19 protein-coding genes are annotated in these 21,659 nt (G+C 54.8%); 9 read left to right on the forward strand and 10 right to left on the reverse strand.

All coding sequences use genetic code 11. The features are described from left to right. Positions 1–291: 291 nt before the first annotated feature. Positions 292–462 (forward strand): aspartyl-phosphate phosphatase Spo0E family protein, encoded by a 171-nt coding sequence (locus tag LG52_RS12330; RefSeq protein ID WP_011230198.1) that lies wholly within the window; start codon positions 292–294, stop codon positions 460–462. 10 nt (positions 463–472) lie between these two features. Here LG52_RS12330 and LG52_RS12335 read toward each other — a convergent pair whose 3' ends face one another. From LG52_RS12335 to LG52_RS12345, 3 genes are all read right to left on the reverse strand, one after another. Next, complete coding sequence (locus tag LG52_RS12335) at positions 473–1,639, reverse strand: DUF418 domain-containing protein (RefSeq protein WP_044732166.1); 1,167 nt, start codon at positions 1,637–1,639, stop codon at positions 473–475. A gap of 137 nt (positions 1,640–1,776) precedes the next feature. After that, entirely contained in the window at positions 1,777–3,372 is a 1,596-nt protein-coding gene (locus tag LG52_RS12340) for a fatty acid--CoA ligase (RefSeq protein WP_044732167.1), read from the reverse strand. Between the two features lie 228 nt (positions 3,373–3,600). Continuing rightward, complete coding sequence (locus LG52_RS12345; protein WP_013523085.1) at positions 3,601–3,825, reverse strand: spore germination protein; 225 nt, start codon at positions 3,823–3,825, stop codon at positions 3,601–3,603. Positions 3,826–3,975: 150 nt separating this feature from the next. On the opposite strand from LG52_RS12345, the gene LG52_RS12350 reads away from it, so the two are divergent. The 8 genes from LG52_RS12350 (at position 3,976) to LG52_RS12385 (ending at position 7,621) form a co-directional block, all read left to right on the forward strand. Then, complete coding sequence (locus tag LG52_RS12350; RefSeq protein ID WP_044732168.1) at positions 3,976–4,200, forward strand: spore germination protein; 225 nt, start codon at positions 3,976–3,978, stop codon at positions 4,198–4,200. A gap of 70 nt (positions 4,201–4,270) precedes the next feature. After that, the gene (locus LG52_RS12355; RefSeq protein WP_011230193.1) at positions 4,271–4,492 is read left to right on the forward strand and encodes a spore germination protein; all 222 of its coding nucleotides are present in this window, start codon (positions 4,271–4,273) and stop codon (positions 4,490–4,492) included. Positions 4,493–4,507: 15 nt separating this feature from the next. Next, on the forward strand, positions 4,508–4,720 hold the full coding sequence (locus LG52_RS12360; protein ID WP_044732169.1) for a spore germination protein GerPB: 213 nt from the start codon (positions 4,508–4,510) through the stop codon (positions 4,718–4,720). A gap of 83 nt (positions 4,721–4,803) precedes the next feature. Then, positions 4,804–5,406 (forward strand): spore germination protein GerPC, encoded by a 603-nt coding sequence (locus LG52_RS12365; protein WP_044732170.1) that lies wholly within the window; start codon positions 4,804–4,806, stop codon positions 5,404–5,406. Beyond that, positions 5,403–5,594 carry a hypothetical protein gene (locus tag LG52_RS12370; RefSeq protein WP_044732171.1) on the forward strand — a complete coding sequence of 64 codons (192 nt, stop codon included), beginning with the start codon at positions 5,403–5,405 and terminating at the stop codon, positions 5,592–5,594. The genes LG52_RS12365 and LG52_RS12370 overlap by 4 nt, the downstream gene beginning before the upstream one ends. After that, on the forward strand, positions 5,591–5,989 hold the full coding sequence (locus tag LG52_RS12375) for a spore germination protein GerPE (protein ID WP_044732172.1): 399 nt from the start codon (positions 5,591–5,593) through the stop codon (positions 5,987–5,989). Before LG52_RS12370 ends, LG52_RS12375 begins: the two co-directional genes overlap by 4 nt. After that, positions 5,989–6,210: a spore germination protein gene (locus LG52_RS12380; protein WP_011230188.1), complete on the forward strand. Its 222-nt coding sequence runs from the start codon at positions 5,989–5,991 to the stop codon at positions 6,208–6,210. The genes LG52_RS12375 and LG52_RS12380 overlap by 1 nt, the downstream gene beginning before the upstream one ends. Positions 6,211–6,565: 355 nt before the next feature. Continuing rightward, on the forward strand, positions 6,566–7,621 hold the full coding sequence (locus LG52_RS12385; RefSeq protein WP_014195023.1) for an RNA-guided endonuclease TnpB family protein: 1,056 nt from the start codon (positions 6,566–6,568) through the stop codon (positions 7,619–7,621). A 157-nt stretch (positions 7,622–7,778) separates the two neighbouring features. Here LG52_RS12385 and LG52_RS12390 read toward each other — a convergent pair whose 3' ends face one another. The 7 genes from LG52_RS12390 to LG52_RS12420 all read right to left on the reverse strand — a co-directional run bounded on the left by LG52_RS12390 (position 7,779) and on the right by LG52_RS12420 (position 21,609). After that, entirely contained in the window at positions 7,779–11,123 is a 3,345-nt protein-coding gene (locus tag LG52_RS12390; protein WP_044732173.1) for an AAA family ATPase, read from the reverse strand. Then, entirely contained in the window at positions 11,120–12,298 is a 1,179-nt protein-coding gene (locus LG52_RS12395) for an exonuclease SbcCD subunit D (RefSeq protein ID WP_044732174.1), read from the reverse strand. The genes LG52_RS12390 and LG52_RS12395 overlap by 4 nt, the downstream gene beginning before the upstream one ends. A gap of 17 nt (positions 12,299–12,315) precedes the next feature. After that, on the reverse strand, positions 12,316–16,044 hold the full coding sequence (gene addA / locus LG52_RS12400) for a helicase-exonuclease AddAB subunit AddA (protein ID WP_044732175.1): 3,729 nt from the start codon (positions 16,042–16,044) through the stop codon (positions 12,316–12,318). Continuing rightward, entirely contained in the window at positions 16,044–19,547 is a 3,504-nt protein-coding gene (addB, locus tag LG52_RS12405) for a helicase-exonuclease AddAB subunit AddB (RefSeq protein ID WP_331436721.1), read from the reverse strand. The genes addA and addB overlap by 1 nt, the downstream gene beginning before the upstream one ends. A gap of 256 nt (positions 19,548–19,803) precedes the next feature. Beyond that, positions 19,804–20,352 carry a signal peptidase I gene (gene lepB, locus LG52_RS12410; RefSeq protein ID WP_044732177.1) on the reverse strand — a complete coding sequence of 183 codons (549 nt, stop codon included), beginning with the start codon at positions 20,350–20,352 and terminating at the stop codon, positions 19,804–19,806. After that, entirely contained in the window at positions 20,349–20,972 is a 624-nt protein-coding gene (locus tag LG52_RS12415) for a TVP38/TMEM64 family protein (RefSeq protein ID WP_044732178.1), read from the reverse strand. The genes lepB and LG52_RS12415 overlap by 4 nt, the downstream gene beginning before the upstream one ends. Positions 20,973–21,075: 103 nt before the next feature. Next, positions 21,076–21,609, reverse strand: a complete 534-nt coding sequence (locus LG52_RS12420) for a competence protein ComK (RefSeq protein ID WP_044732179.1) — start codon at positions 21,607–21,609, stop codon at positions 21,076–21,078. Between the last annotated feature and the right edge of the window lie 50 nt (positions 21,610–21,659).

The following is a 21,659-nucleotide window of genomic DNA, read 5'->3' on the forward strand; positions in this document are numbered from 1 at the left end:
TATGCAGCGGACGCTTCGTGGACTCTTCTCCTCCGCCCGCTTCGCCATTTTGGTGCGTTGAGGATGATATTCGCCATCGAGGCGAAAAAGTCCTGTTTTTTGTAGAATTTTGTCTAAATTAGAAAATTTATCACTTATTTTCCCGAATCGCTTCCTTCTTTTCGTCGTAATATGTATAATAATGTTTAGTTTCCACTAGGGCGTCGATTGCGACTTTCGTCATGCAACACACGTCTTGCATCGACGCGGCATGCCTCAACCAACATTTCAAACGAATTGATGGTGAAGGAAATGGTTCTGTTGCAAATTGAAGAAAAACGGCAACAAATGATCGAATTGGCCCTCACTTATGGGTTCACGGCGAAAGAGACGATCGAATGCAGCCAAGAGCTGGACCAATTGATCAATCAATATTTGCAGCAAACGAGGATTTTTGAATCGCCTTCCCCGTCCGTCCAGTAAGCGGGGGTTTTTATTGCCCCGGCCGGCGGCGAAACGGCGGCCGCGCTCCGTATGTCCCCCACCTCCACAGCCACTCAACCGGCCCATAATGAAAACGCGCGAACCAAAAGCGACTCATCCATACTTCAGCTGCATACAAGGCAAACGCGAGTAGCGTCTCCTGCCATGCACTTGTGCGTCCGTACCACCCAAGCCCATAACCGTAAAACAGCGACGTGCAAACGAGCGATTGGGCGAGGTAATGGGTGAGCGACATTTTCCCGACGTCTTGCCACCACCGCCAAGCGCGCTGCCAGCTTTGTTTCCCGCAGACGAACACGGCAGCCGCCGCGTAGAACACCGCCAATGCGGCGCCTCCGAAGCTGTCTTGGATGTACACGGTCAAGTCGTTGGCCTCAATCCAATACGGGATGGTTTTGAGCGCTAAACCAAAACAGAGCGCCCACCCCATCAGGCGGCGCAGCTTCGCAGGCGAGTGACGGTCGGCTTCAAGCCAACGTTGGTCGGCGGCATAGCCGCCGAGTAAACAAAAGGGCAATACGGTCAACACCGTAAACATCAGCCCGCCATCGCTGTTGACATATGCCCAGTCATGCCAACGTTGCCAAAACACATCGCCAAACGTTCCACTTTGATAATGACGAACCGCTGCGGCCGCCTCAGCCTCGTGGCCGCCAACTGTTTCCGTTCCTCCTGCCCACATGCTGAGGGCCATTAGCAACGCCATGAGGCCGCGAAAAAGAAAAAAGACAGCAACAGCCGCCGCCCCCCACCAACGGGGCGGGGCGGCGAAAAAGAAAAGCATGATGAATCCCGCAATCGCATAAGGAATCAAAATATCGCCAAACCAAAGGCCAAACGCGTGAACAACGCCGATCCCCAACAAAAGAAGGAAACGGCGCAAAAGAATCGGAATCGGCCGCTCCCCGCGGCTGCTGAGCCGGCGGAACATCATCACGGCGCCAAAGCCGAATAAAAAGGCAAACAGCGGATACGCGCTCGCTTCAAACAACACGTCAACGACCGCGGCCACAGTCCGATCGAAGCCGCTGTCCTTGATGGTGTCACCATATAACGCCGGCGAGGAAAAATAACGCATGTTGACAAGCAAAATGCCGAGCAAGGCGAATCCACGCAGCACATCCGCCGCCGCGATTCGCTCGGGCGATCTGATCATCGCTTTCTCCCTTCTTTCTACCGCCTAGCCGTCTGCGCAATCGGCGACGCCTTACAGCCTTGCCAGCACGCCCGCCGCTTGATCCATTTCATTCGACGCGCTCTCTTCTGCTCGTCCGAAGGCGCATACATGTATCATCAGTTGACATAGCGGCCCGATTTCCCCATTGCCTCCCAATATTGGCGGCGCAAATGCACTTTCTGAATTTTTCCGGAGGCTGTTTTCGGCAGCTCATCGACAAACGTGACACCCGTAATGGCTTTGAAATGAGCCAGTTTTTCCCGTGAAAAGGCGATCAGCTCTTCCTCTGTCACGTTGTGCCCTGGGCGGACAACAACGAACGCATGCGGCGTTTCTCCCCATTTTTCGTGCGGCGCGGCAATGACGGCTGCCTCAAGCACAGCAGGGTGTTCATAAAGCGCACCTTCGACTTCAATCGAGGAAATATTTTCTCCCCCGCTAATAATAATATCCTTTTTCCGGTCAACGATATCAATATGCCCGTATTCATCGACGGTCGCCATATCGCCGGTGTACAGCCAGCCGTCGCGGATCGTTGCGGCGGTCGCTTCTTCGTTTTTCCAATATCCTTTCATGACGCCATGGCTGCGGACGATCACCTCGCCGATCGCCCGGCCATTATGAGGCACTTCGTCGCCGTTTTCATCGACCACTTTCACTTCACAGCCGATCATCGGATAACCGGCTTTGGCTTTGATCCGCTGCTTTTGTTCCAGCGTCAGCCCGTCAAGCTGCGGACGAATGAGCGAAATCGTGCTGAGCGGAGACGATTCGGTCATGCCGTACACCTGGATAAACTCCCAGCCGAGCTTCTCCTCGACGCGCGCGACAAACGCCGGCGGCGGCGCAGAACCGGCGATGACGACCCGCACGCCTTCCGGGACGTCCGGTTGATATTGCTCATAATATTGCAGCAACATATTGAGCACAGTCGGAGCCATATGCATGACCGTCACCCGATGTTCTTTGACAAGATCAAAAATGACCTTTGGATCGACTTTCCGCAAACCGATTTGCGTTGCTCCATTGGCCGTATAGTAAAAAGGAGCCCCCCAGCCGTTGACGTGGAACATCGGCAGCACATGCAAATACGTATCGCGGTCGGACACACGCAAATGGTGCATCGTCACAAGCGCATGCAAGTAGTTGTTCCGATGCGTCAGCATGACTCCTTTTGGGTTGCCTGTCGTCCCGCTCGTATATAGCAAGCTGCATACATCATTCTCATCGATCATCGGGCGCAGAACGGGCGTCAAAGACTGGCCGTCCAGCCATTCGTCGTAAGCGATTTCATCAATCGCCGCGTCTGTTTTATGGTGGACAATGATCTCCTCGACCGTTTCAAGCTTGTTTTTGACCGGTGCAATCAGCCCGTACAACTCCTGATCCACAAACAATACTTTCGTTTCGCTGTGATTCAAAATGAAAACGTAATCATCCGGTTTCAGCCGCGTATTCAGCGGCACCATCACCCCTCCCACTTCAAATACACCGTAAAATCCTTCGAGCATCTCGAGCGTGTTGGGCGCCAAGTACGCCACGCGGTCGCCTTTATGGACGCCAAACCCTCGCAGTCCGTTGGCAAGCCTCGACACCCGTTCGCCAAGCTCACGATACGTCACCGTCCGCCCCGAACAAATCATGGCTGTCTTGTCCCCATAGAGGGCTACGGCGCGATCTAAAAAGTGATTGAGCACGAGCGGCGCATTCATTCTTTCATCCCCTTGTTTTATATTTTTGAAAATTTATAATTGTATTATATAACAAAGATGGCATAAAGAAAAAGAGGGCCCGTCCCAAAAGGTCGTAAAACAGGTCGTAAAACGACTTTTGAAGCCGGCCCTCTTTCTTGGCTAATCCGCTCCATTGCGCCAAAAAAGAACTCGGTTTCTTCTTTATTTCCAAAAAAACGAATGCTAGGCGAGTTGTCTCAACATCCGCTAATTATTTCCTTTCACCCCGGCATCAGAGACGTCCGGATCGACCGTATTCGTGACGCTGCAAAACGTATTCGTTTGCAAGAAATCGCCAGTATTGCCACCGCCGGCGCCTGAATTGGACTTCGTGGTGCTTTTCGGAGCGATTTGCAGCACATCTCCCATGTTGACGGTGCCATTGCCGCTTACGTTCGTCACTTTGATCCCACCAATGACGATTGCTGGCATCCCCTTTCCCCTTCCTTTCTGCCCGTTCCCTTTCTTTATTATACGCGGGAGCTGCTTCCCCCAATTGGACTCTCGCCCCGGATTGAACCGTTTTTTCTCCGTTTTCATACAATAACGATAACGACATGACGAAAAAGGAGGGGGCTCTTCATGCCTTCATTTATTAGCGGTCCGATTAAGATCACCCATGTCAGCGGCGACGGCACGGTGAATTTCGGCGACGTCTTGCAAATCACACCAAAGAGCACGTTGAAATCCAACACCGGCTCAGGCGGAGGCAACAACGGGGACTTCCTGCAGACGAATACGTTCGTCAGCTTTACGAATGCAAGCGATCCGGACTTGGTAGACTCCAATAATACCGCCAACAATTAAAGCGAACGTTTCGCAGCTTGCGCCCATACACTAGTATCGACGAAAAAAACATGGAAGGGAGCATGCCCACATGCCGGCTTTTGTCGGAGTCGTCAAACTGAACAGCATCGGAAGCAGCGGCGTGTTCCATATTGGCGATGTGTTTGCCATTTCCCCGCAAAGCGTAACGAAAACGTTCGCCGGGGCCGGTTCGTTTAACACCGGCGACGGGCTTCATATTTACAACTACTACAGCAATACGAATACGAATGACGCCGATGTCGCCGATGAAAATGTCGTCGGAAACGTTTGAAGGAGGAGAAGAAGGGTGCGCGTTTACATCAGCCAAAGCATTTACATCCATCAGTTGCGGATCGGCTCGGTCACCAATTCGTCCGTTTTGCAAATTGGAAGCGCCGGCAGCATTCAAGCGCTCTCGACGCTTGCCAACACCGGCGGATTCACCGGCCCAGCCCCGCAAGCAACCGTGCCGCCCGGTGCATCCGCTCCCCTCGTTCCTCTCCATTCAGCAACCCGTTAAATTCAGCGGAAAAAAGTGATGAGAGCGACAGGCCGTCCATATATTGAAGTAAGAGGGCTCTTTGGAGAGGATGATGGTGCACAATGAGCATTTACGAGTATTTCGTCAAGCTGCACCGCTATTTATTATGGCAAACAAAAAAAATACGGGCGCTGGAACGCCGTCTCCACGCACTCGAAGCCCGTCTTCGGGAAATGGAGGCTCAGCCGCGCACATCGATCGAACGAATTGAGTATAAATTTGACCAGCTCAAAGTGGAAACACTCGAAGGAACGCTAAACATCGGGATCGCTCCGCCCGGAGCCGGCGGTACAATTGAAGACTTTGCCGTCGAACCGGTCAAAACCGTGATTCCAAAGCCGGAACCGGTGCTGATGCGCCCGATTCAAGAAAAAGTAGCCGCCTATCTCAATGGGGAAGCGTCGGAAACGCTAAAACGCCTTGAGCAGCAATACGACCGCCGCCTTGACGATACGTACCGCCAGTTCATTTTGCAAGACATCGCCCGGCAAACAGATGAACGCATCCGCTTCTATTTGCAAGAGAAAGCCAACCATGGCTACGTCCCGTCCGGTGACCGCGATGAGGCGGTCGAAAATGAAATTTTTCAAAAAGTGAAAGCCGATATCGAACAATCGCTCGATGCGTTTTTGAAACATTTGCCTTCAGGGGAGGGATCGACGTGAATTATACAGTGATCAATCGCCATTTGCATGTTGGCGACATCCGCCTCGTGGCCGTCGTCAGTGCCTCGTTGTTTTTAATCGGCGACGCCGATGCGATTCACTTGTCATCAGCGTTTGACACACCGCCTGAATCGCTTATCATCGGCCCGTTCGTCCCGCTTGTGCCGGCCCGAGGGGATACGCCGTGAAACGAACGTCAGTTGTGCAAACGTTCCATGCGGAAACACTCATCATTAGCTCTGTGCTGCAAATCGGCGACTCAGAGCGAATTTCCGCCCGCACGCGCGCCTTTGCCGTTCAGCGGCAATATGAACTATTTTTTGGTCCAGAAGGAGAACAAATATTCCCTGTTTTTGCGAAGCCGATCCCGCGCTGGACTTCTCCACCGCCGGCAGCCGCACGCCAAACGCTCCATGAGTCCCCGGTCATTTCCGTTCAGTCTGTGCGTGTGCTCGCCATTTCTTCGTCCGCCATCGTCCATATCGGCTCGACCTCAACAGCAGAGGCAGAGGCAAGAATTAAACATATCCGCCAGCTGGCCGGATCTGAGTCGAGCGCGCCAACAAGAGGGAGGGATTCATAATGCCTTCGTTTGTCGGCCCGATTAAAATCAACAACGTCAGCAGCGGAGCTGTCGTTCAAATGGGCGACTGTCTGTACATCGCGCCGAAAGTCGCCACGAAAACGCAAGCCGGATCCGGCGGGTTCAACACCGGCGACTTTGTGATGACGAACAACGCCATCAGCTTTACAAACGCGTTTGATCCGGATGTATCCGACCAAAACGTGGCCGCCAACAACTGAACGTTGCAGAAAACGAATCCCCTCACCTTTCATTTGCCAACATCAACCTTATCAGCCGAACGCTGCGGAAACCAAAAAGAGAAGGTGTCCCAAAAGGATCCGGACACCTTTTTATTTACCTCTATATCTAAAAAAACATACATTGTGCTTGATCGAAAGGAAACCAACCTTTTGCGACCGCCTCCCTCCATTATTTCCCAAGAGCCCGTTCAGCTCAACGGGCTATCCATTTACAGATCAGCGAGCGAGAAAGCCCGCTCCTTGAGGGGTGGGATGAAAGCGAGCCGTTTTCTTCATATTATTGAATGATGATGAAAAAAGCGGTATCATGTAATCGTCGCAAGGAGGTGAATCCATGCCGACCATCACACTAAGGCTGGAGCTGCACAACCCAACGAAAGTGAAACAGGGCATGTATGAACGGATGACAGAAGTGAATACCGCGTTTGCCAATTGGCTGTTGAATCATCCCGAGCTGAATCAAGCGACGAGCAAACTATTTAAAGAGTTTTCGTCGCAGCGGTTTCCTTCCGCTGTCGTGAATCAGACGATTCGAGAAGTGAAGTCCCAAAAGAAAAACCAGAAAACAAAGAAGTTTCGAACATTATGGTGTTGCTTTAACAATCAAAACGTGAAGGTGGAAAAGAAAGGAGAGTTCTACACGGTTTCCTTCCCCACACTGGAGAAGCGAATTGGCGTGCCGGTCGTCACGCGCCCCTATCAAGAAGCATGGCTGAATCGGCTGCTCGATGGAACCGCTAAACAAGGGGCAGCCAAGCTCTACAAAAAGAGAAAGAAATGGTACTTGGCGATCGCGATCACCTTTGACGTGAAGCCGCGGCACGAAACAAAGGTGATGGGCGTTGACGTTGGGCTTCGCTATATCGCTGTGGCCAGCGTGGGAACGAAATCGTGGTTTTTCAAAGGGAACCAATGCGCCTTTGTACGCCGACGATATGCGGCTTTGCGAAGGAGATTAGGAAAAGCCAAGAAGCTCCATATGATTCGCAAAATCGGCCGTAAAGAGTCCCGCTGGATGAAGGATCAAAATCACAAAATCAGCCGTCAAATCGTGAATTTTGCGCTCGCCAACGGTGTTGGCGTGATTCGAATGGAAGAGTTGACGGGGATTCGCAAGCGGGCAACATCGGCCAAAGAAGCGGGGCGAAGCCTTCATGCTTGGGCGTTTCATCAACTGCAAACGATGATTGCCTATAAGGCGGAAATGGCGGGCATTCGCGTTGAGTGGGTGAATCCAACCTACACGAGCCAAACGTGTAAATGTGGTTATCGAGAGAAAGCGAACCGAAACGGCATCCGCTTTCGATGCCAAAGGTGTGGATACACTCTCCACGCCGACTTGAATGGCGCCATCAACATCGCCAAAGCGATTTCGGGCTTCGCCGTCTAACCTAGCGCACTGGTCACAGGTGCGCCGCCCATGGGGGTACATCCTAACCCGATGGGATGGGGTGATGACACACCCCTGAACTTGGGCGTTGTCCGAACCAGAAATGGATGAGGACGTGAGCGACCCAAGAATCCCACGCCTTTAGGCGTGCGGAGTGTCAAATCATTTCCAGCCAGACGCGCGTGCCACGTCCGGACGGTTCAGCCGGTTCGACGATGAGCCGTCGCGGCAGACGGTTGCGAATTTCTTGAACATGACTGATGACGCCGACCGCTAGTTGCTCGGTATGTAGCTTTTCCAAGGCGGAAATGACCGTCTCAAGCAGCTCAGCGTCGAGGGTGCCAAACCCTTCGTCCAAGAAGAAAAAGCGGAGCGGATACTCGCCGCGCAGCTGAATTTGCGCCGATAACGCCAACGCCAACGACAGTGACGTCAAAAATGTCTCCCCACCCGAGAGCGTCGATACCGGCCGTCTGACGCCGCCATTGGCATCATCGCGGATCAGAAACCCGCCTTGCGAATCCAATTCGAGCGAATACCGGTGCCGTGTCAGCCGCTGCAGCCGTTCCGAAGCCATGGCGGTTACTTGCTCGAGCTGCTCTTCAGCCATAAATTCGACAAAGCTGTTGCCGCGAAGCAGCGCCTGCAGCTGTTTATACCGCTCGATGCGCCGGCTGAGCTCCGCCTGCTTCTCCTCCAGTTCAACAAAGCGGCTATGTTTTTTTCTCAACTCTTCTACCTTCGCTTGAGCCGCCCCGAGCTGCTGCGTCATCGCCTCCACTTGCTCCTTCAACTCGGCGTATACACACTGCATCGTCTCCCATTGTTCAGCGCTCACCGCCGCCCCTCCGATGGCGGCGGCCAGCTGGGCGAGGCGATGTTCGGCTTGCTCGATTTGGCGCCAATAGCGGCGGATTGCCTCATTCCATTCATCCCGCTCCGCTTTTTCCGCCTTCGCTTGCTTGACTTGTTCGGCATCGGCAAACATGGTGTCCGAAAGCGCGCCGCGCCAGCGAGCGAGCGCCTCTTCTTCGCGGCGGACGCTTTCTTCCCACGCCTGCTTGGCTGCTTTTGTTTCGCTTTCAAGCATTCGATATTCCCGCTGGGCTCGCTGCCAGGCCTCATACGCCTGTTGCTCGCCGTTTTGCAACTGGCGCCATTCGGCCTCCGCCTTCTGAAGCTGCACGGCCGCTGGGCCTGAGCCCGCCTTCTCGCCCCGTTGCCGCTCATATTCGTTCCATTGCTGCTGCTTGGCGCTAATCAGCGAGTCAAGACGCACCCGCTCCGTCTCAAGCCGGCGCCGCTCTTCAGCCGCTTCCTCTTTGGCCCGCTGTTTTTCCTCTAAAAACAGCACGCTGTCCTCCAGCCGTTTTTGCACGTCGCGCCGCACTTTTTCCCGTTCACGTAGCTGTTCATACACAGCATCGATCGTCTCAAGCGAAAGGAAAGGATACATCTGTCGCCATTGCTGTTCAAGCTGACTTCGCCCTTCCTCCAGCCGCTGCTTTTCAGCTTGCAGCGCTTCGATGTCAACCGCTATCCATTGGTACGCTTTCTCCGCTTCGCGCCGCGCTGACTCGGCTTCGTTCCATTCGGCAAGCGCCCGGTACACAGCTTCTTTCAATTCGATGACATCTTGCGCCAGCGCCCGCACTTCCACCGTAAGGTCGACGGTCTCCTCCACCGAGCCGCTTTCGGCAAACACAGGCGGCGCTTCATGGCCTACCGCCAGCTCAGCGAGCTGCTCGAGCTGTGCCTTGAACGAAACGACCGTTTGCCAGTCTTGTTGATATCGCTGCCGCTCCGCTTCAAGCTCCGACAGCCGGCTTGGCTGGACATCGTGCATTGCAACGGCCGGGTGCGGATGCTCGCGCGATCCGCACACTGGACACGGCTCGCCGGGGCGGAGCCGCTCAGCCAAGGCAGAGGCGAGTTGCGCCGTCCGCGCTTCCTCCGCTCGCTGCCGCTCCGCCTCCATGGCTTTCTGGAAAGTATACAATTGTTTTTCAGCGTCCTGCTGCCGCCTGCAGACGAAACGATACGTCTGTTCCACACGCCGGAACAGCTCGTGAAGCCGGGAACTGACAGCAGCTGCTCGGCGTTCCCTCTCCAACTTTTCCTCTTTCGACCGGCGCCAAACAGCCTCCTTTTGCCGAAGCTGGGCATCGACGCGAGCGATGGCCGACGCCGCCTGCTCAATATTCTGCTTCTGCCTGTACGCCCGCTCTGACTCATCTTTTCCAGCCAGCGCCTCTTCATGCCGTTTCAGCTCTTCTTTTAGCTCCTGCTGCCGCTTCGCGCCGCGCTCATACCAGGCCGACGCCTCTTCAAACCGGCGCGCGGCTGCCTTCTCCTTGGCGATGAGGCGCTCCCGTTCTTCATTGAGGGCCGCGAGCTCCTGCCTGAGCGCTTCCATTTGCCGCTCGAGCTGCTCCGCCTGCCGCAGCCGTTCCATCTGGGCAAGCAATTCCGGTTCGCGCTGCGCCTTTTCTTGGCGAGCCCGTTCATAACGGCGCACCGCTTCTTCATAACTCGATTGGGCTTCCTCTAACCGACGCGCCAGTTCTTCATGCCGACGAAACGCCTCTGCCCGCAAGCGGCATGCCTGCTCGCACTGCTCCCAATACGGCCAGATGCGCTCCGCTTGCTCAGCGCGCTCCTTTTTCTCCTCAAGCTCGCGGATGCCGGATTCATGTCGGCGCAGCGCGGCGAGCTCTTGTTCGACCGCTTCTTTTTCTTGTTGCCACTCCCATAGTTGTTTTGTTCGTTCCACATCCGCTTCGACTTCCTCAAGCTCTTTTTTTCGCTTGGCAAACAGCCCCGCGAGCTCCCGCACATCCGCCTCTGCCTGCTCAAGCGCCGCTTTTGAAGCGTCTCCGAGCCCTGCTTTTTCCGCTTCGATTTTTTCCCATTCTTGCTCCGCCGCCGCGAGCCGGTCTTTCAGCTTTTTGTTCAACTGATCGCCATACCGCTCAAGATGGAAGAGGCGCTGCAACATTTGCCGCCGCTCCGACCCTTTGAGCGATAAAAATTCGGCAAATTTTCCTTGCGGCAAGACGACCGCCCGAGTGAAATCTTCCATCGTCAAGCCAAGCAATTGCCCGATCGCCTTGTCCACATCTGACAGTTTATCAGCGAGCACGATCGGCTCGGACCGGTGCTCAATCAAACGGCAAACGGCGCTGCGCGTCCGCCACTCGTCCACCTTTTTCAAGCTGCGTTCGACTGTATATCGTTTCACTCCTGCCGCGTTTTCCAACTCAAACGTAAACGAGACGAACAGCTCTTGCTCCGCGTGGTTGATGATCGCCTGCGTGCGGTTGGCCGCCCGCTCGACACTGCCGAACAAGGCGAGCGTCATGGCGTCTAAAATCGTTGATTTGCCGCTTCCGGTCGGTCCGAAAATGCCGAACACGCCGCCGTCGCACAGCGCGGTGAAATCGATCGTCTGCTTTTCACGAAAGCTATGAAGCCCGGCGATCGTCAGCGAGATCGGTTTCATTCTCCCTCTCCTTCCTTCTCTTCTTCCGCCGCCAGCTCCAAAAAGAGGCGGACGAGCTCTTCATCTGGCGTTTGTCCCCCAGTCTGCCGTTCGTAAAAGCGATGAAACATTTCTTCAAGTGAAAGCGGCTCGCGGCTCATTTCCATCATCTCTTCCGGCCGATTGGGAAGCACCGGGCGAATGTGGACAAATCCGGGATGGAGCTTGCGCAGCCGATCAATTTCTTCCATTGTCAACGACTCGGTCACATGGATCTCCAAATCGATCCAGCTTGATCGGTCTCTTCCTTCCTCACACCAACGGTATACTTGAGCGAGCCCCTCTGTCGCCTTCCAACGGATGAGCGGTTTGCCGGCAGCGAGCGGTATCTCCGCCACCTTGGCCGCGCCGCCTGGATGCACGTCAACGACCGTGACCGATTTGGCTTGACCGGCTTCGGAAAAGCTGTACGCCAAAGGCGAGCCAGAATAGCGCGCCGCCGTCTTGGCCCGCTTGACATCCTGCGGCCGGTGCAGATGGCCAAGCGCCACATATTGCGCGGCTTTCGGCAAGCTCTCAGCCGCCACCGTATAAGCGCCGCCGACTTCAATCGGCCGCTCGGAATCGGACGTACGTCCGCCGGCGACGTAAAGATGGCTCATCGCGACATTGACCGTCTCCGCTGTGAACGAGGCTGCCATCGCCGCTAACAAAGCGCGGATGCGGTCATCGTACCGATCGCGCATCGTCGTCTCCTTACAGTCGGATGACAACAGCTCAGCAAGGCGCGATTCGGACGGATAGGCCAATGGAGCAAGCATCATCGTTTCCCCGCATGACGGGACGTCAATCCGGCAAACAGCCGCTTGCGGGCGGCCGAAAAGAAAAATGTTGTGCGCACACATCAACGTCCGGGCGGCGCTGATCCGGTCGGGGTGGTCGTGGTTGCCGCTGATGACCGCCACCGGGCGGCGTCCTTTGTCGGACAGGCGGGCGAGGCTTTCATAAAACAGTTGTTCCGCAGCGGCCGGCGGATTGACGGAGTCGAATACATCGCCGGCCACAAGGATGATGTCGATTTGTTCTTTCTTGACAATCTCCACAAGCTCATCAACAAACGCCTCTTGCTCAGCCATCCGACTCCGCCCCTCGAGCGTTCGCCCGAAATGCCAATCCGCGGTATGCAAAATGCGCATTCTCTCTCCCCCTTGCATCACTCAACAGCTACAACAAATCCGCCGTCAAACGAATACAAATAGCATTCCGCCACCGTCGCGCGCCAAATTTGCTCGATGGCCCGCCGATACAAGCGCATTTGCGTTCCGTAGCGGCTGAGCAGAAAACGGGCCGCTTCTTCCTTTTGTCCGGCAAAACGGCGGGTTACTTCATCGGTTTTATAGTCGATCATCACATAGCCGCGCTCGTCGGCAAACACGCAATCGATCACCCCTTGCACAAGGACGCGCCGGCCCTTCTCCATTCCTTCGCCGCCGTACAGTTCATCTGCCGGAAGCCCCAAGCTGAACGGCACTTCACGGTGCACTTCGCGGGCGGCGCAAAGGCGGCGGCCAAGATCTGCAGTGAAAAAGGCAGCGATCGCCGCTATGTCGACCGCTTCGGCTTGTTCTGCCGACAGCAGCTCTTTTTCAACAAGGCGGGCGATTTGACTGCGGATCGACGATTCATCAAGCGGCGCTTGCAAATCGAGATGGCGCATGACGATATGGAGCGCCATCCCTTTTTCAGCCGGCGTCAACGTTTTCTCCTGCATGAAGCGCGGCCGGGAAAACACCGGGGCCGGCCCTTGGTGCGGCCGCCATTCGTCCGCTTGCTCACCAAAGAGCGCACGATGTTCTTTGAGTTCTGACACCGATTGCTTGGCGCGCACGGCCGTTTCTTTCTCATGCGAATACCGCCACAACAAGCGGCGTTTGACCTCCTTCTGCCACCCTCCTTCTACGGGAACGGATCGCCCTTGTTCGAGGGCAAGAAGCACGCCGCCATCCATCTCCTCCCTCGCAGCCTCTTCGCCGCGCAAATCGGCGGCCGGCACGATGGCGATGCGCCATACAGACGGGTGGGAGGCGACCTCTTCAGGCGCCTTCGTTCCCGCAAGCGTCCCCCCATCACGATGACGGATGAGCGCCCGGCCGATCCAATCCAAGTAGGAGCGGGCCGAAGCCCGCACATCGTCGGGGAGAAGCCAGCCGCGTTCCGAAGCAGCGCTTTTCCATTTTTCAATCTCCTTGGCCGCATCGTTGACCGACGCCAACAAATACAGCTTCTCTTTTGCCCTTGTGAGCGCGACATACAAAATGCGCATCTCCTCAGCGAGCAGTTCAAGCCGCTTTTTCGTTTGGATGGCCAACAGCGGCAGCGTCGGATAACTGATGCGCAGCCGCGGGTGGACAAAGCGGGCGGCAAAGCCCAGCTCTTTATCAAGCAAATATGGGTGATGCAAATCGCGCGTATGAAACGAACGCGCAAGCCCGGCGAGAAATACGATCGGAAATTCCAATCCTTTGCTGCTGTGAATCGTCATGATGCGCACGACGTCTTCCTGCTCGCTGAGCGGCCGGGCCGCCCCTAAATCGTCCCCGCGCTCTTGCAGCCGCTCGATGAAGCGAAGAAAGCGAAACAAGCCGCGAAACGACGTCGACTCGTACTGCCGCGCGCGGTCATACAAAGCGCGCAAATTCGCCTGCCGCTGCCTGCCGCCCGGCAGTGCGCCGACAAAATCGTAAAATTGCGTATCGCGGTACAGCTTCCAAATGAGATCAGCTAATGAGCGGCGGCGCGCCATCGTACGCCAGCCCTCGAGCCGCTCTAAGAAAGCCGCCGCTTTCCTTTGGGTGTTGGCCTCTTCTTCCGTTTCCGCCGGCTTTTGCCGAAATGAACAGAGCGCTTCATAAAACGTGCCTTTTGGATCGGCAAGGCGAATCATGGCGAGTTCGTTCTCGTCAAAGCGAAAGAGCGGCGACCGGAGCACCGCGGCGAGCGGAATGTCTTGGTGCGGGTTGTCGATTACTTTTAACAGCGAGAGCATGACGGAAATTTCCGTCGCCTGAAAGTAGCCGGACGATAAATCCGCGGCCGCCGGGATGCCTTGCGCCTGCAGCTGCTCGATCATCTGCGGCGCATGCGTCATCGAGCGGACAAGGATGACGATGTCACGGTACATGGCGCGCCGCGGCTGCCCGCTCGAACGATCGTATACATAAAACGGAGTGGAAACAATCTCTTTGATTTTTTTCGCCATCAGCCGCGCCTCGAGTTCCGCCGCTTCCCATTCCGATGCTTCCTCTTCGTCCTCTTCCGCCGCACGCTGCCGATTGATGATCATGACTTCCGGCGCCGCATCCTCCCTTTCCGGGTAATCGGCGCCGTATTTCAACTGCGCCGCTTCGTCGTAAACCATTTCGCCGACGGTTTCCCCCATGAGTTGCGCAAACAGAAAATTCGTCCCGTCAAGCACTTCGCGGCGGCTGCGGAAGTTGCTCGCGAGATCGATTTTCATCCCCCCTTCTTCCCCGTCGGCGGTGAATCGTTTGTATTTGTCCAAAAACAGCATCGGCTCGGCAAGGCGGAATCGGTAAATCGACTGTTTCACGTCGCCGACCATAAACAAATTGCCTGTTCGTTCGCTCCCTTTTTTCACCAGTTGCAAAATCGCTTCTTGAACGAGGTTCGTATCTTGATACTCGTCAACAAGCACTTCATCAAACTGCGCCTGGTATTCCAAGGCGGCGGAGGAAGGCTGCCATTCGCCCGTTTCTGGATCGCGCCGCCGCAAAATATGCAAACAATAATGTTCCAAGTCGGAAAAATCAACGATGCCTTTTTCCCGTTTCGCCGCTTGGAACATGACGGCAAAACGGCGGACGAGGGCAGCGATCGTTTCAACGATCGGCTTCATTTCCCGCATATGGCGGAGCCAAACGGATGGATCGAGCGAAAACACATTGTCGCGCAGCGCTTCCATTTTCTTTTTCGCCTGATCGCGCAGCGACTTTGTTTCATCGATCAGCCGCCCGTCATAATCCTTGCCGCGGCAAGCCGGCAGCCGCCCAAACGACAGCGCCTTTAGCGCTCGATGCAGCTCAGCCCACGGCCCGGAAAGTTGCGCCTCTAACTTGGCGATCATCTCCAGATCTTCGCGCAGCCGCTCGGCATACGGCCGCGGCCCGCTCGGTTCTTCGGCGAGCTCAAGCGCCCTTCGGATCAGCCGTTTGGCCGCCGCTAGCTCCATCGCGGCATGTTGCGCGATATAGCGGGCTGCTGGCAGCGTCTTTATATCTGTTCGTTCGTCGACATCATACATCGAGGTCAAACCGGCCAACCATTCATCTGGTTCCGGATGGGAGCGGGAAAATTCATAAAGGGAGACAATCATCTCCTGCAGCTCCGCATCGCTCCGGTCGCCCGTATAGGCATCCACGACAGCGAAAAACCGCTCGTTGTCCGGCTTTCCGTATTCCTCCTCGAGCAGCTCTTCAAGGACATCCTCTTTCAACAGCTCGATTTCCGTTTCATCCGCGATGCGAAACGATGGTTCCAAATCAAGCAAATAGTAATATTTGCGAATGACATCCAAGCAAAAGGAATGGAGCGTCGAGATCGCGGCACGGGGAAGCAGGCTGAGTTGACGCCGCAAATGGAGCGAATGCGGACGCTTGGCCAATTCCCGCTCGAGCGCCTCGCTGATTCTTGCTTTCATCTCTGCGGCTGCCACATTGGTAAAGGTAACGACAAGCAGCCGGTCGATATCGACCGCTCCTTCTTCCGCCGTCACTTTTTGGATGATCCGTTCGACGAGAACGGCCGTTTTCCCGGATCCGGCCGCCGCGGCGACGAGAATGTCCCGGCCGCCGGCGGCGATCGCCTTCCATTGTTCATCCGTCCATCGGCTCCCAGCCGGCTTCGGACGAATCGTGGCGTTCATTATTCTTCCTTCCCTTCCGCTAGTTTTTCGATGACCGCTTCCTTCGTCTGCGGGGCAAGCTTCCGGTATTCGTTGCCGGAGAGTGCCTCATCAAATTGGCAGACCGGTTTGAAGACGCAAAACTCACACGCTGTTTTATCTTTCAACTTGTACGGGGCGATCGACACAACGCCGTCGGCGATTTGCCCGCCGATGTCGATGAACAAACGGCGGACATGCTCGCGAAGCGCGGCAAAGTCGGATGGACTCGCCACCGATGAACGAGAATGGATCGACCCGCTTTTCGTAAGCTGAGCAGGCACAATCAGCGACCATTGTCCGTCTTCCGTTCGGCTGTCCATCAGCCGGATCGCCTCGACATCAGCGAGCAACAGTCCGCGCATCCGAAACGGTTCCAGCAGCTTTTTCGCCATTTCGACCTCATCATCCACCCATTGCTTCGCTTGAACGATCGGATTGTGGATGTGAAAATAAAGCACCCCGGCTGGCAAAGCTGGCTGCCCGACAAGCTGTTCGGCATACGTCAGCACGATGTCCAGATAGGTGAGCATTTGCAGCGCCAGGCCGTAATATACTTCCGTCAAATCGAGCGTTTTCGCGCTCGATTTGTAATCGATGATGCGAAGAAGCACTCCTTGGCTGCTTTCCGCTTTATCGACGCGGTCGATCCGCCCAACAAGCTCCATCACTGTTCCGTCGGGCAGTCGAAACCGAAGCGGCGGCAGGTCGCCATTGGGGCCGAATGACAGCTCAAGTCCGATCGGAACGAAACCGCTCGCCCGCGCATGCTCACTTAACACATGGGTTGTACGGGCAACGACATGTTTCAATTTTCGTTTCATATATTCATAGCGATGAGAGCTTGAGAGCACTTGCTGCTGGATGAGCGGGGCGATTCGCTCGACCGCTTCGGCCGACAGCCGTTCACAGTCTGGTCTTGACAGTTCGCGCCAATCAAGATGCTGTTCGCGCAGCCGGTCGGCGATTTGCTTGATGGCGGCATGGAACAATTGCCCAACATCCGGCGCCTCAAGTCGGAAAACGTTGCGTTCTTTCAACCGCAGCCCGTGCGATGCGAAATGGGCGTACGGGCATTTTTGAAACTGCTCCATGCGCGAGACGCTCGCCTGAATTTTTTTGCCATACAGCCGCTGGCTCCACTGTTTTTTGAGCGGCGTCGCTCCGTTTGTATAAAAGAGCGCGGAGACGGCATGCCGCACCTGCTCCTTCCAGTCCCGATGGCCGATGAACGTGTTATACACATCCCACCAAAGCGGATCGATGCCGTAGTTGCGCTTCCATGCTCGGAGCTGGCTGATCAAATACGTTTGCGTCGCCCGCGGCGCAGTCACGAACGCCTCTGCTTTTTCTGCCGGGGCGTCGAACGGGTCGTTGCCGCACAGATGCACCGGCGCATGCGGAAACAGTTCCGTAAGCTGCTTGATGAGCAGCGACGGCATCAACGCTTTCCCTTCCCCATCAGCAAGCGGATATGTAACATACAGCCGCTGGCTCGGACAAACAAGTGCCAAGTAGACAAAAAACGGGTCATAAAACAGCTGCTCCCGCCCCCCTGGGGCGAGCGCCACCCCCAACTCACGCAGCTGCTCGCGCTCCACTTCCGCCATCAGCCCGTCTTCCTTCACTTTCGCTGGAATAACGCCATCGTTGGCGCCGATGACGAACGCATACTTGATGTCAATCAAACGAGAGCGATCAAGCTGAGCGACGATCACCTGGTCCATTGCCGGCGGCACAAGGGAGAACTCCAACCGATCGAGCCCAGCTTCGATAATCTTGACAAACTCAGCGAGCGGCAGTGATTCTGTCCCGAGCATTTCTACATATTGGTCAAGCAAATCGACGACGGCGTTCCACGCCTGTTCATGCTGGCGCGCTTCAACGAGGCGGCCGTCCGCTTCCGCTTGCGCGCTCATTTTCTCTAGTTTTTTTGGAATCTGCAATTCTTCCAAAAACAGATATAATGCCATACAAAACCCGCGTCCGTCCTCCGCCCGGCGCAGACGGCGCTCCAATCGGCGAAGCGGAGCGGCCAACGCCTCACGCCATTGATTGAGCTTGTCCTCAAACTGCCGCTCTTCGTCCGTCTGTGGTACGTTCAAACCGTCAAGCGCCTGATAGCGCCGATACGTCCAGCGCTCATTGTTTGTCCACTTATCTCCTTTGATTCCGTAAGCAAGCACATAGTTTTCGAGCTTGTCGGCCGCCTCGCGCCACATGACCAAGTCTCCGTCGGCCGGAAAAAGCAAATCCGTTTTCACCGCCCGAAACACCGCTTCATATCGCCAGCGCGTCACGACCGTCTCTAAGGCAGCGCGCACGAGTTCAATGAGCGGGTGGTGGTGCATCGGTTCTTTTTCATCCATAAAATACGGGATCCCAAAATCAAAAAACACCGTTTTCACCAGTTCGCGGTACGCCTCCGTCTGGCGGATGATCAGCGCAATGTCGCGATAGCGCGCCCCTTCATCGCGGACAAGGCGGATGATTTCGCGTGCGACCGCCTCGATTTCCGCTCGGCGATTGGACGCCTCATAAAGATGGACGGCATCGGTCTTTGCACCATATGGAAGCAACGGGCGGCGGTGAAATTGCGCCTCAAGATGAACGAGCGCCCTGTCTTCATGGCGGAGGTTGGCCGAAAGCACGATCGGCTCTTCGATCGCAATCTCATTGCTTAGCGCCAACTCCCTCAGCTGGCGGTACGTTTGCGCCGGCAAATAAAAGAGATGAAGTTCGTCCGGCATTCCGTCGTCATACGGACGGTCGATCGTCAAACAAACGGTGACGCGCCGGCAATGGCGAAGAAGCTGTTCGATGATCATATATTCTTGCGGCGCAAAATGATGAAAGCCGTCGATGTAAATATCGGCATCCCTCAAATAACTTGAGCGCGGAATATGCTCAGCGAGCAAGCGCAAATAATCTTCCGAATCAAGATAGTGGCCGATAAGACTCCGCTCAAGTTCCTCATACACGAGCGCGACATCGCTCAACTTGTCAGCGAGCAAGCGGCGGCCCGACTGGTTTGGCCCATCCTCGAACGCCTCGGCATGTCGGCGGAGTTCGCCCGGCGTCAGGCAATACCGTTTGCATTCGGCGATCATTTCGTTGAGCTGCTCGATAAAACCATGTTTGTCCGCCGCGCGGCCAAACAGTTTCAGCTCTTGTTTGCGCTGCTCAATAATTTTGCGGATCATCATCTGCACGCCAACATCATGAATGTGGTACCGGGTCATGCCGCCTGTTTCCTGCAGTACGCGCCAAGCGAGGCGGGTGAAGCTGAACACTTGGGCGCGAATCATCCCGCCCACTCCCTCGGTATGTATCAACGCGTATTCGCATTGAAATGTCATTTGCTCCGGAACGAGATAGACGATCGCCCTTCCTTTTGGATCCTCTTGCAGCTGGCGGCGAATTTCTGCAAGGCAGACAGCCGTTTTCCCGCTTCCCGACCGCCCGAGCAAAAACCGCAGCGACATTGTATCCACCACCATTCGTTTCCTTTATTTGTTTTATTTTAGCACATACGTTCGCTTTTAGGAAGAAAAAAACGCCCTTCCGGCTGCGGGTTATATGGAGGCAATCTGAAACGTTAACGTTTGTTTCTTTTTGTGAAGCCAGCCGACATGTCAGCGACTGTCGGACGACTGAACAACCTCGCTTCGAAGGATCCATTTATTGGTCTCCGAAGCTTCACTTCGTTATAGAAGCGGAAGACTTCTTTCGAGATGAAGGTTAAAACTGAAAGGCGAACTGTTTAAACGGCCAGTAGCGAAAGTCCACCTTGCCGACAATTTTGTTGATTTTGACAAACCCAAAATGGCGGCTGTCCCAGCTGCTAAGCCGGTTGTCGCCAAGAACGAAAATGCAGCCGGGAGGCACCCGTGTTTTCCCGGTCACCTCCTCAAGCGTAAAATCCCCGGTCAGCCTGCCGTCAAGCAGCTTTTGCTTATACGGGCGCAAATACGGTTCGTCAACTTTTTTTCCGTTGATATACAAGATGTCATTTTTGTACGCGATCCGATCGCCAGGCAGGCCGATAACCCGCTTGACGTAATCTTCGTTTTTGTTGGCGTGAAAAACGATAATATCGAACCGGCGAATAGGCCCGATGTCATAGGAAAGCTTATTGACGATCAACAAATTGCCGCTCTCTAGCGTCGGCATCATCGATTTTCCTTCCACCACGTAATTGCTGAACACGAACAACCGAAGCGTAGCAACAACGCAAACGGCAACAAACCATGGCCATCGGCGGCCTCGTTTTTCTTTTTGCTTGGTCACTCCCCGCCCTCCTCGCCGCCTTGTTCTTCCGTCAACGAAAATCGCGCTTCCACCCGTTTTCCGGCGTACCAAAGCAACAGAACGACTGCGGCGATCATCGCTGTGCGCAGCGGCTGACGGATGAGCGCCTTCAAGTCATAGCCGATAAAACTGATTGTAAACACCATGATCATCTTTCCTAGCAGCACCGCCAATATAAACTGCTGGCGGCTGATGCGCGACAGTCCGGCAACAATATTGACGAGCGCCGACGGGGTGAACGGAAAGCAATACAATAAAAACAGCGGACCAAATCCATGTCGCTCAATCCAATGCATAAACTGCCGCACTTTGGGATGGCGGCGGACAAAATGAAAAAATCGCTTTTGTCCCACCTTCCGCGTCAGCCAAAACACGATGAGCGAGCCAAGTGAAGCACCTAGCCAAGAGATAAGAAACCCTTTCCATAGTCCAAACGCCGCTGCGTTCGCCATCACGAAGACGAACATGGGCAAAATTGGAAAAAACGACTCAAGCAACGTCGCTGCGATGCCGGGAAGCACGCCGAAAGAGCGGTATTGTTCGAGCAGGGAAAGGATGCTGTCGAGCGTGAACCATTGTTTGATTGTTTCCATATCCATGTCTATTCCCCATTCAAATGCCGTTTATATTTTTTATTTTACACGTCCAGACGCTTAATTTGAACTCATCTTTCGGAAAAACCATTTTTATCAATTTGTCCAGCTAACTCTGTTTTTCTTGCTGCATGCGAAATATGTATTGGAGTTTGCGCTCTCTCGCTTCCATCCGTTCGGACAGTTTCGTCCGGAGTTGCGCCGTTTTGTACAATTGATTGATAAACGATTTGTAGGAAACGTCGAGGAGTACGCTTTTTCCGTTGCGGAAATAAACAACGGTCCGCTCATATTTGGCAGGCTCATACTGGCAGACATGGATGTGCGAAAGCCAAACGCAGCGGGAATCGCGTGGAGAGGCGGTTGGAAATACGTAAATTTCATTGGCTGGTTCGATGGCAATCGGCGCTTTATGGGTGATGCCGATGACGGCTTTTGTCCCTTCTTTTCTCCCTTGAAAGCTGCTTCCGTAGTAATCGCAACTATGTTTAATAATGTCAATCGGCGTTTGTTTGATGATATATTCGCCGTCCTCTTCAATGACTTTCGCGTATACATCGCTGTTGACAAAGTACGGGAGAACCGCCATCGTATAACGGCTTACGACGAAATGTTCCAGCACAATGAATTCATTGACTTTCATCCGTTCATCTCCTCCCATGATCAACTGAATCACTACTCCTATCATACCAT

The organism is Geobacillus kaustophilus (assembly GCF_000948285.1).
GTDB lineage: Bacteria > Bacillota > Bacilli > Bacillales > Anoxybacillaceae > Geobacillus > Geobacillus thermoleovorans_A.